This is a genomic window from Rhizobium sp. LjRoot258 (assembly GCF_964254185.1).
Classification (GTDB): Bacteria; Pseudomonadota; Alphaproteobacteria; order Rhizobiales; family Rhizobiaceae; genus Rhizobium.
The window spans coordinates 3,847,110-3,859,754 of the sequence record NZ_CAXUST020000001.1 but is presented as its reverse complement, the minus strand read 5'-3'; the positions used below and the strand labels follow the sequence as shown (position 1 = coordinate 3,859,754).

14 protein-coding genes are annotated in these 12,645 nt (G+C 58.4%); 3 read left to right on the top strand and 11 right to left on the bottom strand.

The window, feature by feature from the left end:
* From ACSQ9D_RS18910 to ACSQ9D_RS18885, 6 genes are all read right to left on the bottom strand, one after another.
* Nucleotides 1-669, bottom strand: coding sequence for a phosphoribosylanthranilate isomerase (locus ACSQ9D_RS18910; protein ID WP_037116754.1), 669 nt, complete (start codon nt 667-669; stop codon nt 1-3).
* 74 nt (nt 670-743) lie between these two features.
* On the bottom strand, nt 744-1,505 hold the full coding sequence (locus ACSQ9D_RS18905; protein WP_436283440.1) for a M48 family metallopeptidase: 762 nt from the start codon (nt 1,503-1,505) through the stop codon (nt 744-746).
* A gap of 95 nt (nt 1,506-1,600) precedes the next feature.
* The gene (locus ACSQ9D_RS18900) at nt 1,601-2,035 is read right to left on the bottom strand and encodes a DUF2852 domain-containing protein (protein ID WP_007798075.1); all 435 of its coding nucleotides are present in this window, start codon (nt 2,033-2,035) and stop codon (nt 1,601-1,603) included.
* A gap of 145 nt (nt 2,036-2,180) precedes the next feature.
* Nucleotides 2,181-3,458: a polyhydroxyalkanoate depolymerase gene (locus ACSQ9D_RS18895; protein WP_436283439.1), complete on the bottom strand. Its 1,278-nt coding sequence runs from the start codon at nt 3,456-3,458 to the stop codon at nt 2,181-2,183.
* Nucleotides 3,459-3,662: 204 nt separating this feature from the next.
* The gene (locus ACSQ9D_RS18890) at nt 3,663-4,505 is read right to left on the bottom strand and encodes a fumarylacetoacetate hydrolase family protein (protein ID WP_436283438.1); all 843 of its coding nucleotides are present in this window, start codon (nt 4,503-4,505) and stop codon (nt 3,663-3,665) included.
* A 95-nt stretch (nt 4,506-4,600) separates the two neighbouring features.
* The gene (locus ACSQ9D_RS18885; protein WP_436283437.1) at nt 4,601-5,554 is read right to left on the bottom strand and encodes a glutathione S-transferase family protein; all 954 of its coding nucleotides are present in this window, start codon (nt 5,552-5,554) and stop codon (nt 4,601-4,603) included.
* Nucleotides 5,555-5,701: 147 nt separating this feature from the next.
* Between ACSQ9D_RS18885 and ACSQ9D_RS18880 the strand changes: the two genes are divergently transcribed.
* On the top strand, nt 5,702-5,998 hold the full coding sequence (locus ACSQ9D_RS18880) for a DUF2218 domain-containing protein (protein WP_436283436.1): 297 nt from the start codon (nt 5,702-5,704) through the stop codon (nt 5,996-5,998).
* Between the two features lie 21 nt (nt 5,999-6,019).
* Nucleotides 6,020-6,613: a nitroreductase family protein gene (locus ACSQ9D_RS18875; RefSeq protein WP_037116740.1), complete on the top strand. Its 594-nt coding sequence runs from the start codon at nt 6,020-6,022 to the stop codon at nt 6,611-6,613.
* Nucleotides 6,614-6,678: 65 nt separating this feature from the next.
* Here ACSQ9D_RS18875 and gyrB read toward each other — a convergent pair whose 3' ends face one another.
* The 5 genes from gyrB to ACSQ9D_RS18850 all read right to left on the bottom strand — a co-directional run bounded on the left by gyrB (nt 6,679) and on the right by ACSQ9D_RS18850 (nt 12,001).
* Nucleotides 6,679-9,114, bottom strand: a complete 2,436-nt coding sequence (gene gyrB / locus ACSQ9D_RS18870; protein ID WP_436283435.1) for a DNA topoisomerase (ATP-hydrolyzing) subunit B — start codon at nt 9,112-9,114, stop codon at nt 6,679-6,681.
* Nucleotides 9,115-9,248: 134 nt separating this feature from the next.
* Nucleotides 9,249-9,626, bottom strand: a complete 378-nt coding sequence (locus ACSQ9D_RS18865) for a helix-turn-helix domain-containing protein (RefSeq protein WP_024313201.1) — start codon at nt 9,624-9,626, stop codon at nt 9,249-9,251.
* The gene (locus ACSQ9D_RS18860; RefSeq protein ID WP_436283434.1) at nt 9,623-10,186 is read right to left on the bottom strand and encodes a Smr/MutS family protein; all 564 of its coding nucleotides are present in this window, start codon (nt 10,184-10,186) and stop codon (nt 9,623-9,625) included. Before ACSQ9D_RS18860 ends, ACSQ9D_RS18865 begins: the two co-directional genes overlap by 4 nt.
* Nucleotides 10,186-11,304 carry a murein transglycosylase A gene (gene mltA, locus ACSQ9D_RS18855; protein WP_436283433.1) on the bottom strand — a complete coding sequence of 373 codons (1,119 nt, stop codon included), beginning with the start codon at nt 11,302-11,304 and terminating at the stop codon, nt 10,186-10,188. The genes ACSQ9D_RS18860 and mltA overlap by 1 nt, the downstream gene beginning before the upstream one ends.
* A complete protein-coding gene (locus tag ACSQ9D_RS18850) occupies nt 11,297-12,001 on the bottom strand; it encodes a Tim44/TimA family putative adaptor protein (protein WP_436283432.1) in 705 nt (234 codons plus the stop codon). Before ACSQ9D_RS18850 ends, mltA begins: the two co-directional genes overlap by 8 nt.
* A 125-nt stretch (nt 12,002-12,126) precedes the next feature.
* On the opposite strand from ACSQ9D_RS18850, the gene ACSQ9D_RS18845 reads away from it, so the two are divergent.
* Complete coding sequence (locus ACSQ9D_RS18845) at nt 12,127-12,615, top strand: FxsA family protein (protein WP_436283431.1); 489 nt, start codon at nt 12,127-12,129, stop codon at nt 12,613-12,615.
* The last annotated feature ends 30 nt before the right edge of the window (nt 12,616-12,645 follow it).

Below are 12,645 nucleotides of genomic sequence, written 5' to 3'. Positions count from 1 at the left end.
TCAACTCCCTGAGGCCGTTTCGGGTTGATTGGCCCTCTCGACCGCATCGAAAAACTCATCGATCATTGCGACGTTCTTGACGCCGGGTGCGCTTTCGACACCGGAGGACGCGTCGATCCCCGGCGCCTTCGTAATGGCAAGCGCCTCGGCAATGTTACCTTTGTTCAAGCCACCGGAAAGCATGTAATCCACATTGTCGTCAAGCCAAGTGAGGAGGCTCCAATCGAAGGAAACGCCATTGCCACCGGGCAAATCCGATCCTTTCGGCGGTTTCGCATCGAAGAGGAACCGATCGGCGATGCCGATATAGGCCTCGACCCGCTTCAGATCATCGGCCGTCCGCACAGAAAACGCCTTCATGACAGGTAGCCCGTAGACCGCCTTTATGGTCAAAACGCGCTCCGGGCTTTCGTCGCCATGCAACTGTAAGATATCGGGCTTCAACAGCGCCACGATCTCATCGAGATCGTCGTTGGTCGGGTTGACGACGACAGCAACGATCTTTGCCTTGCCGCGTGCCGGCTCCGCAAGCTTGCCGGCAATGTCGGGCTCGACGTAGCGAGGGCTCTTCTCAAAGAAGATGAAGCCGATATGCGTGGCACCCCGCGCCAGGGCGCGATCGATTGTTTCAGCCGTCTTCAGCCCGCAGATTTTGATATCCGGTTTCATGGCAGCGAAGTGACACGAAATGCGCTTGGAGTCGAGCCAAATCGCGACAGAAGCTGAATTTCGCGAGGCTTCGATCAGTCGAAATCGATGGCGTGCAGCTGGCTGCCGTGGCGCTTCAACCAGGCCTTCGCCTCTTCCATGTCAGGGCAGAGCTTCTTGCAGAGCGCCCAGAAGCGTGGTCCGTGGTTCATCTCCTTGAGATGCGCGACTTCATGTGCCGCGAGATAGTCGACGACGGACGGTGGCGCCATCACGATGCGCCAGGAAAAGCTCAGATTTCCCTCAGACGAGCAGGAACCCCATCGACTGCGGGTATCCTTCATGGCGATCGACCTGATCGGTGCATTGATCGAGCGGGCATGCAGTGTTGCCAGCCTCTCGAGATCGGCCCGCGCTTCCTTTTTCAGGAACGTCGCAATCCGGCGCCCGAGATGCTCAGGCATGCCGCTGACCTTCAAGACCGGCTTGCCATCAACAACGATCGCTTCCGTCAGCCCGCGAAGGCTGCCCGTGTGGTGAATGCGATGAGATGCGCCACGAAATAGTATGGTGCCACCGTCGCGCAGGCCACAGTCGCTCGAGAATTTCGCAAGTTTGGTGAGCAGCCAGCCCTGATGGCGGTCGAGGAAGGCGTTCACTTCACGCTGCGCCAACCCACTCGGGATCGTCATTTTCAGGCCCCGGCCGCCTGGTTCAATCCGCAAGGTGATGCGGGTCGCTCGCTCGTGCTGCTTGATCGTAAGCGGCATCAGGCGCCCAGCCACGTCAAGCGTTCGCGTCTCGGGCGGAGCCGGTTTTCGAACGCTACGGCGTGAATTTGCGAGGAGCGGGAACATAGGCATTTTCTATATGATTCGCGGGAATTCTTTGCAAAGAAAAGCCGGCATCGAGGATGCCGGTTCGAAGTTTCAGTGCTGAACAGTCCTGGGGATCACGGAGTCTGGTATTCTGCTACCGGACCGTTGTCGTCGCGCTTGGCGTTCTTGCGATCGCGCATGAAGCGGTCGAACTCTTCCTGATCCTTAGCGCGGCGCAATTCGCGTACGTAGGAATCGAATTCCTCGCGCATTTCATCAAGCTTGCGACGCTCTTCTTCCAGCCGGTCGAGCTCGGCCTTCCGCCAATCGTCGAAGGCAACATTGCCTGTCGAGAAATGAGGGCGATAACGGCCATGCGAACGTCGGCAGCCGGCGAAGAATCCATCGGCGGTGCTGTTTGCGTCACGCTTGAAACCGCGCAAACGCTCCCCAAAGATGATGTAGGCGAGCATGGCGAGACCCAGAGGCCAGAAAACCACGAAGCCGAGGATCATCAGGGCAATGGTAGCCGGAGTCCAATCCGGCCGAAGCAATGCTGACTGGTTCATCGTGCGGTGTCCTCGCATTTTCCGCGCCCGGCGAGATGCCGAACGCTGGAATCGATGTGGTTACACCCCCAGCCAGCTTCAAGGCAGCCTGCCCCCAAATCGGACAACGCTTTGAAATGAAATCACTAATTCAGACGCGCCGAAATCAGCCGGACTTTCCGCCCTTGATAACCCTCTTTACCACAGGCTTTCCCGTCCGCGCATGTTCCCTTACGAAGTTAACGATGCGCGGCGCGATTTCGCGACGGAAGCGCGATCCGTTGAAGACGCCATAGTGGCCGACATCGGGCTGCAGGTAGTGCATGCGCATGTTCTCGGGAATGCTGACGCAGATCGTCTGGGCGGCCTTTGTCTGGCCGACGCCGGATATATCGTCGTTCTCCCCCTCCACAGTGAGAAGTGCCACATTGCGGATCGCAGCGGGGTCGACAAGCCTACCACGGTGGAGCAACTCACCCTTCGGCAGCGCGTGCTTGATGAAGACTTGATCGACCGTCTGCAAATAGAATTCGGCGGTCAGATCCATGACCGCGAGATATTCGTCGTAGAAGTCGCGGTGTTTCTCGGCCGGCTCGCCGTCGTTCTTCACCAGATGCATGAAGAATTCCTTGTGGGCGATCACGTGTCGATCGAGGTTCATCGACATGAAGCCGGACAACTGCAGGAAGCCGGGATAGACCGGGCGCATGAAGCCCGGCTGCGGCCACGGCACATTCATGATCACATTATCGGCAAACCACTCCAGCGACCGTTCCTTGGCGAGTTGGTTCACGGCTGTCGGGTTGATGCGCGTGTCGATCGGCCCACCCATCAGCGTCATCGACGAGGGCGAGAACGGGTCGTTTTCCGCCTCCATGACGGCAGCGGCGGCCAGGACCGGCACGGACGGCTGACAGACGGCAATCACATGTGTGTCCGGACCGAGGAAGCGGAGCATCTCGATGACATAGTCAACGTAGTCGTCAAAATCGAAGGTGCCTTCCGTCATCGGCACCATGCGCGCATCTATCCAGTCCGTGATGTAGATGTCGGCGCTAGGCAACAGCGCTTCGACCGTACCGCGCAGCAGCGTCGCATAGTGGCCGGACATCGGCGCAACGATGAGAATGCGTGGGTCGGCCGCATGGCCGCTTGGAATGTTGCGCGCGAAATGGAGTAGATTGCAGAAGGCGCGTGACCATACGATCTCTTCCCGCACGGCAACCTTTCGGTCGCCGATCACGGTGTCGTTCAGATCAAACGACGGCTTGCCGTAACGGCGGGTGGTGCGCTCGAACATTTCGAGACTTGCCGCCATCGTCCGCCCCCAGGGCGTCTGCGAAATCGGATTGAGCGGATTGGCATAGACCATGCGCATGATATCGGCGAAAGCACGATAAGGCGCCAATGCGGCATGGTTCAATTCATAAAGCTGGTAAAACATGAGATGCGCCACCTTTCTCTAATCTGGAAGACGACGCCGATTGAAAGGCATCGGATTCTTTCCAACGACGTGCTGGCACCTCAACGGAGATTAACAGGTTTTTGTTGCGCAGCAACATCGCCATCCGCACCGCAAAAAGAAATGCCGAGGTTTTATCCCCGGCATAATGGTGCGCGCGAATGCTTAAAGATCGCAGAATGGACGTCAGCGATCCGCCAGGAAGGTCTGCTTCTGCGTGCCCAAGCCTTCGATACCGAGCTCGACCACGTCGCCCGCCTTGAGGAAACGCGGCGGCTTCATGCCCATTCCAACCCCCGGAGGCGTGCCGGTCGAAATCACGTCACCCGGCTGCAGCGACATGAACTGGCTGAGATAAGACACGATGAAGGCGACGCCATAGACCATCGTCCTCGACGAGCCATTCTGCATGGTTTCGCCGTTTACCTTCAACCACATGCCGAGGTTTTGCGGATCGGCTATTTCGTCCTTGGTGACCAGCCAGGGGCCGATCGGACCGAACGTGTCGCAAGACTTGCCCTTCGTCCACTGGCCCGCGCGCTCGGTCTGGAAGGAGCGCTCCGAGACGTCGTGTGAAACACAATAGCCGGCAACATAATCAAGCGCGTCGATTTCGCTGACATACTTCGCCGTCTTGCCGATGACGACGCCGAGTTCCACTTCCCAATCGGTCTTTTCGGAACCGCGCGGGATCAGGACATTGTCGTTCGGCCCAGCAATTGCGGAGGTCGCCTTCATGAAAATGACAGGCTCCGGCGGGACGGTCGCGCCGGTTTCAGCGGCGTGATCGGAGAAATTGAGGCCGATGCAGATGAACTTTCCGGTGCCTGCAACGCAGGCGCCAATCCGGCCGGACGCGAGTTCCGGCAAGCTCTTCGGATCGAGAGCCTTGAGTTTCGACAGGCCTTCGGGCGAAATCGCGTCACCGCCAATGTCCGAGACGTGCGCCGAAAGATCGCGGATCTTGCCATCGGAATCGAGCAAGGCTGGCTTCTCGTGACCGAGCTCTCCAATACGCATAAGCTTCATAACATTTCCTCCTCAGCAAGGCCGACGTTTTGATCACCTATGAACGAGATATTCACCGGTGTCATTATTGCTTTTTGCCGAAGCGGTACGCTGCTTCAGAAAATTTCCGCCAGATTAGGCCCCGCGGGCACGATCCTCGTCGGGTTCAGGCGTTCGATCGAGTAATAACCGCGCTTGATATGATCGAAATTGACCGTTTCGGCGACACCCGGCCAGTCGAGCATCCGTCGGCAAAACTGGCGAAGATTGGGGTAGTCGGAAAGACGCCTCAGATTGCATTTGAATAGGTCGTGATAAGCGGTATCGAAGCGCACCAGCGTCACAAATAGGCGAATGTCGCCTTCGGTCGGATGGTCGGCGAACAGGAAGGACTGATCGCCAAGCTCTTTCTCCACCAAATCGAGGCACTCGAACACGCCTGCGAAAGCTTCCTCATAGGCAAGCTGCGTGCTGGCAAAGCCTGCGCGATAGACGCCATTGTTGAGGCTCGGATAGATATGCTCGTTGAAGGCATCAATCTCAGGGCGGCGAGCGGCGGGGTAAAGGTCGATCGGATTGCGAGCAAGATCGCCGAAACCTTCGTTCATCATCCGCAGGATGTCAGCCGACTCGTTGTTGACGATCGTCTGCAACTGCTTGTCCCAGAGCACAGGCACCGTCGCGCGGCCGGTAAAATCGGGCGCAACGCTGGTATAGATCTCGTGCATATGGGTTGCGCCCAGGATATGATCTTGCGTAGCACCTGGATAGTCGCCGAACCGCCAGCCCTGTTTCGTCAACGCCGGCTCGACGACAGAAACCGAGATGGCCGATTCGAGCCCCTTCAACTTTCTGCCGATCAATGTTCTCGACGCCCAGGGGCAGATATAGGCCACATAGAGGTGATAGCGTCCCACCTCGGCCTTGAACCCACCCTCTCCCGTCGTGCCTGCAGCGCCATCCGGGGTTACCCAATTGCGGAAGCTGGACGTCTGGCGGACAAAGCCGCCCTTCTCGTCCTTGGCCTGTACGGGCTGCCAATCTTCCGTCCACCTACCATTTACGAGCAAGACGCTTTTCCTCCGATTGTGATATTGGCAGAACGTAGCCTGCCTTTGCGCGCGTGGGAGGCCACTATTGTTGAAACAGAGTGTACACCGCCCGGCACAGCGAAGGTTGCTTGCCAATTCCATCCGACGGAGCCTAAGACAGGCGAGATGGAGTTCGATATGCCTGTTTCAACTTCTACCGTCGCCACCGCACACGCCAGCAAGTATCTTCAGCAACTCTGCAAACACTGGAGCCATGGGTTTGCCGTGGAATTCACCGCAGAGAGTGGCCGCGTACCCTTCAGCGACACCGCCGAGCTGACCTTTGCTGCCGATGCCCGTGCACTCCACCTGACGCTGTCGGCAGCCGACCCGTCACAGCTTGAGCGATATGAGACTGTCGTCGCCGATCATCTGAAGCGATTCGCTTTCCGCGAAGAGCTCGACATTACCTGGAATGCCTGACAAACCGCACTCGGAAAAGCCATGACAAAGAGCAACAGCCGCGAATCCCAGTACCCGATCAATCCGTTGTTCCTGGAGCGGTGGTCGCCGCGTGCCTTTACCGGCGAAGTGATCGATGAATCGGATCTCCTGACAATTCTGGACGCCGCGCATTGGGCACCATCGTCTGCTAACCAGCAGCCGTGGCGTTTCATCTATGCGCTCAAGGGCTCCGAGGACTGGGACAAGTTCGTCGATCTCCTGGTCGAATCCAATCAGGAATGGGCGAAGAACGCTTCGGCACTGATCTACGTTGTCTCAAGGGGTTTCAACGGCGATTTCTCAGAAGGAAGGACGAGCTACACGCATTCCTTCGACGCCGGCACCGCTTGGGGCTATCTCGCGCTTCAGGCTCGGCTTTCCGGTTTCTACGCCCACGGCATGGGTGGCATCAAGCACGGCGAGATCCAGCAAACCTTTTCCATTCCCGAAGGCTACCGGGTCGAAGCGGGCGTGGCGCTGGGGCGCCTCGCAGACAAGAGCACGCTCTCGGAGCGGAACCAAGAACGGGAAGTTCCGAGCCACCGCAAGCCTCTTTCAGAGGTCGCCTTTCGAGGCAAGTTTATCGTGAACTAGTCTCTATGGGCAAAGCCCCGCGTCGAAGCGCGGGGCCTTGGATACAACATCTCGTGTCCCGCACCTTAGATATCGAGGTTTGCGACGCTCAGCGCGTTGTCCTGGATGAACTCCCGGCGAGGCTCGACCTCGTCTCCCATCAGGCGCGCAAACAAGCCATCGGCATCGGTCGCGTCGTTGACCTTGACCTGCAGCAGCGACCGAACATTCGGATCGAGCGTCGTTTCCCAAAGCTGTTCGGCATTCATCTCGCCGAGACCCTTGTAACGCTGCATCGTCAGACCCTTGCGGCCGCTTGCGAAAATCGCGTCCAGCAGAGCCCGCGGGCCGGAAATTTCCAGGTCACCGTCGCGTCGGGAGAGTGACGGGGGTGTCTGGTAGATCTCCTTCAGTCGAACCGAGAGCTGATCGAGAAGCCGCGCGTCCTGCGAACCGATCAACGCCATGTCGAGCACGACGACTTCCTTCACGCCACGCACCATTCGCTCAAGCTTCAGACCGCCTTCACTCGTCAGGCCGCCTTCCCAACCACGCTCGGTTTCTTCGGCAATCAGATCAAGGCGTCTGGCGACTTCACCGACGAGCTGTTCTGCCCTTGAGCGGTCGCTGACCGCCTCGGCATTGAGAGCGCCGGCAATCGCTGCCTGTTCGACGGCAGCGCGATTGTAGCGCGAGTGCAGATTGTCCAGGAGCGCGCGAAGGCGCAATGCATCACCGATCACTTCGCCAAGGTCCTGGCCGGTCCGCACTTCGCCGCTGCCGAGCTTCAAGGCAGCATCGTCCAGGCCTTGCCCGATCAAATAGTCCTCGAGGGCCTTCTCGTTCTTCACGTACTGGATCGATTTGCCGCGCGAGACCTTATAGAGCGGCGGCTGGGCAATATAGAGGTGGCCGCGCTCGATCAATTCCGGCATCTGGCGGAAGAAGAAGGTCAACAGCAGCGTACGAATGTGGGCGCCGTCGACGTCAGCGTCCGTCATGATGATGATCTTGTGGTAGCGAAGCTTTTCGGCATTGAATTCGTCCTTGCCGATGCCTGTACCGAGGGCGGTAATCAGCGTGCCGATTTCCTGACTCGAGAGCATCTTATCGAAGCGGGCGCGCTCGACGTTGAGGATCTTTCCGCGCAATGGGAGGATCGCCTGGTTTTCACGCGAACGTCCCTGCTTGGCCGAACCACCTGCCGAATCGCCCTCGACGAGGAAGACTTCAGACTTGGATGGATCGCGCTCGGAGCAATCGGCGAGCTTACCGGGCAGAGAGGCAATGTCGAGAGCGCCCTTGCGGCGTGTCAATTCCCGCGCCTTGCGAGCAGCTTCGCGCGCCGCGGCAGCTTCAACCACCTTGCCGACCAAAATCTTGGCTTCCGCCGGGTGCTCTTCCAGCCAAGTGCTTAGCGCTTCACTGACGAGGTTCTCTACAACGGGGCGAACCTCCGAAGAAACCAGCTTGTCCTTGGTCTGCGACGAAAACTTCGGGTCCGGCACCTTGACCGAAAGAACGGCCGTCAGGCCCTCGCGGCAATCGTCACCGGTCAGCGTCACCTTTTCCTTCTTCGTGATGCCCGACGTATCGGCATAGGAGGTGATCTGGCGCGTCAATGCGGCGCGGAAGCCGGCCATATGCGTGCCGCCGTCGCGCTGCGGAATGTTGTTGGTGAAGCAAAGGACGTTCTCGTGGTAGCTGTCATTCCACCACATCGCGACTTCGACGGTAATTCCGTCCTTCTCGCCGTGAATCGCCACCGGCTTGTCAACAAGCGGCTTCTTGGCGCGGTCGAGATAGGCGACAAAGGCTTCAAGGCCGCCGTCATAGATCATCTCTTCCTGCTTGATATCCGAGTGACGCTTGTCGCTGAGTAGAATGCGGACACCCGAGTTCAGGAACGCGAGCTCGCGAAGACGATGCTCCAGCGTGCCGTAGTCGAATTCTGTCATCGTAAAGGTTTCGGTGCTCGGCATGAAGCTGACTTCCGTGCCGGTCTCATCGCCTGCCTCGCCAATCACCTTCAGCGGCGCATCGGCTACGCCGTGCGTGAAGCTCATCTCATGGATCTTGCCTTGACGGCGGATCTTCAGCTTCAGCCAGACGGAAAGCGCATTGACAACGGAAACGCCGACGCCGTGCAGGCCGCCGGAAACCTTGTAGGAATTCTGGTCGAACTTACCCCCGGCATGCAGCTGCGTCATGATGACTTCAGCCGCCGACACGCCCTCACCGGTATGGATATCCGTTGGGATACCACGGCCATTGTCGGTGACTGTGACCGAACCATCGGGATTGAGCGTCACCGTCACGATATCGGCGTGGCCTGCGAGTGCTTCATCGATCGCGTTGTCGACGACTTCGTAGACCATGTGATGAAGGCCCGAGCCATCATCGGTGTCACCGATATACATACCCGGGCGCTTGCGCACCGCATCAAGGCCTTTCAAAACCTTGATCGAGTCTGCGCCATATTCGGTGCTAACGCCGTTTTCCGTCGTGGGTATATCGGTCATACTTTTCGAGAATTTCCCTGTTGTCGGGGCTGAAGCGAGACTTGCGAATCACCGGCCTTTTACATGCCAGAATATAGGGTTTTTGGTCAGAGTTCCCAATGCCGGCGCGCTCAAACTGGCCATAAATCAGGGGATTATGACCGTTTTCCGTCCGCTTTTCTGCCGTTTTCTATAATGCTCGTCAGTTCGCCAAGCGTCGCACGATCAAGATCACGAATGCGACCCGCCAGAAGGTTCGCAAATGCGGTATGTTCGGCCGATAAACCCGACGTATCGACGACCACACGAGGGTCCGAAGAACGGGCCAAAAGGAAGAGTTCCTCTGCTTCATCCCAGATGATGTTGAAGTAGCCGGCGATCCGCTGGAGCAGATCGAAGGTCGGCAAGCCGCGCCGTCCATGTTCGAGTGCCGATAGGTAGGCCGGGGAGACATTGAGAGCCGCGGCCATCTGCTTCTGCGATACGCCCTTGCGCTCGCGCAGCTTGCGAACAGCCTCACCGAACGGCGTCACGACCGCTCTCCATGGCGACGCGACAGCCTGATGTAGAGGGCGCCCTCGCCCCCGTGATGGTGGGCTGCCGTTTCATAGGACGAGATGAAGTACCGGAACTCGGGCTTCGAAAACCACATCGGGACGGCGCGCTTCAGGGCGCCTTCGCTGCCAAGCGAACTGCCCTTGCCGGTAATCACAAGGACATGCCTCATTCCCCGCTCATGGGCTCGCATCAGAAACTCGAGAAGCAATATGTGAGCGTCGCTCTGGACCAGCCCATGCAGGTCGATACGGGCCTCCAGCGGCAGGCGGCCCTTGGCGATCTTACGCTTGACCGGCCTTTCGAGCGGGTGATGAACACCGGATCGTGTTTTGGGAGACGCCGGCGTAACCGCCTCGGCCCCACTTTCGGAAGGTCGTTTCGGGCTTGCTGCCGTTTGTTTCTCAACCTCTGCCTCTGTCAGAAAGGCATCGAGTTCAGCCAGCTCATCCTTCCTGCCGGGCATTGGACGCGTGCTCCGTGCCACCTTGCCCCAGAGTATCCTTTCATCCGTGTCGAGCTTCCGATCTCGTGCCATCAGGCGAACCTCGCCGCGGCGGCGTTGGGAAGCAGGATAGCGAAGTCGGCGTCATGGCGTACCGTTCCGGCAAGCTCTCCCGCCTGATCGCCAGATCCGGTGAAGATATCACCCCTCGCCGGACCGACAATGGCAGAGCCTGTATCGAGAGCAAGCATTAGCCGTGCGAACGGCTTGCCATCATCGAGATGGACAAGGTTTTCGGAGCAAATGAAAAACGGGAAGCCAAACGTGTGAATGAGCCGATCGACGGCGAGCGAACGTCCAGGGATCAATGGCACTTTTGCCGCCGCAACAGGGCCGGCGTTCAGGTTGGATGTTGGAACCTCACGGAAGAAAATGTAGGAGCGATTGTGCCAAAGAACCTCATCCACCTGACGTGGGTGCGCGCCCAGCCATCGCCGAATGGCCTGCATCGAAATTTCGGATCGTTCGATTTCTCCACGTTCGATGAGCAACTTGCCGATCGCCGAGAACGGGTGCCCCGCCTTCGCTGCATAGGTAATCCGCCCGATCGTGCCGTCCAGGTAGCGCAGGCGCGCGGCACCCTGAACGTGGACGAAGAAGACATCGATCTTGGACTTTGCCCACGCAATCTCCAATCCCCTGCCCGCCAGGCTCCCCTCATCGATCGAACGCCGATCTGGATATGCTTCAATCCGGCTGTCGTTCAGCCTGCCGAAGACGTAGCTATCTGGCAAAGAGGCGGGACGATTGCCCTCATCAAGATCGACTAGGTCGTCGGGACGACGGTAAAATGGAAAGCGATATTCAGCATCCGCCACGGCCGAAACCATAATTTCAGGCTCGTAAAAGGCGGTAACGAAACCCGGATTGCCATCCGTGCGGTGAATTCTGAAAGGTCGACAGTGGGACTGGAAGAAGGCTCGGGCATCGGCTGCCGACGATAGGTTCTCACGCTGCGCTGCTTCGAGCAGCGGCAGCAGATCCTGCGCCGTCAGTCCGATTGAGCCGGTCCGATACGGCTTGATCTCAATGATCTGCCGCCGGCATGCCTCCATCGCTTCAAAAAGGCCGGAGGGATCGTCATCCTTCCAGCCTTCCAGATCATCGAAGCTTATTGCTTGGAGGGCAAAGCCCAGGGTGTCTTCACTCATGTTCCGATTCAGTGGCCACGAGTTTCCAGTTGGGATCGCGGGAACGGGTATCACGCGCAAACGTCCAGAGATCATTGACCTCAGCGACATTCTCCGCATCGCCATCAATCAGCTTGTCAGCCTTGTCGTAGGTGGCCGAAATCAGCTGACTGACGATACGGACCGTAATTTGGACTTCCGTGGCCTTGATCTCGGCGCTGGTGATCTCAGTCTTGTCGATACCGACAAAGGTCGATTTCACCTTCTCACCCTTCGATTCGCGATCCGTGATGGCAGCGTCGAAGCCGTCATAGACCTCGCGCGACAGAAGATTCTTCAGTGTCTTACGATCACCATCCGCAAACGCCATAACGATCATTTCGTAGGCCATTCGGGCGCCGTTCACGAATTCCTTCGGATCGAACGAGGCGTCGGCCTTGTTGATTTCGCGGAGCGATTCGTTGAGCGACGTGCCGGCTGGAGCGAAAGCATCGATTGCGGCGAAACGGTCGTCTTCTTCGCTCGACGCGTCGCGACGCGGCAAGGTTACCACTTTTCCAGCGTCCGGAGACTCAGGTCCCGCAGCGTCACGCGGCGTATAAAGGTCGCGCGGGGGCTTCTCATTTCCCGTACGGCGACCGAGGACGCTGCGCAGCTGCAGAAAAATCAGCACCGCCGCCACAAGAAAAAACAATGTGATGAAGTCGTTCGAACCCATATCCCGCCGCAGCCGCTGTTAACATCTCTGATTTGTACTCCCATATAGTCCGCCTATACAGATGATTCAAATGGGGTCGGCAACGCGACCCTCCAACGGGGTCCGGCTCAGGTCGGAATAAGACGATGCCCTTGAAGATCCTGCCTGGTTTCCTGCTGCTGCTTCCACTTGCCGAGATTGCCGGTTTCGTGCTTGTCGGAAAGGCGATCGGACTCTGGCCGACGCTGGCGCTTGTCATCCTGAGCTTTATGTTCGGCATGGCCTTGCTCAAGCGCCAAGGCATCGGGATCCTCCGCCGCATGTCGGCAGAAGGGCGGAATGGTACGGTGCCGGGGCGTGAACTGCTCCGTCCGGCGATGTTCGTGATCGCCTCATTGTTGCTGATCGTTCCGGGCTTCATCACCGACATCATGGCACTCCTGATCTTCATTCCCGCAGTTCGCAATCTCGGCTGGAAATATGTCAGCCGGCGTTTCGTCGTTGTGGGACCTGCAAGCGGCTTCAACGCGTCAGGGCGCACCAAGGACTCCGAGATCGTGGACCTTGACGACGAGGATTATCGACGTGAGCCCAATGGCAATTCGCCGTGGTCGGGGAAGCATCTTAGCGACTGACACAACGCGCAAGCCGGCCAATTGGCTCAG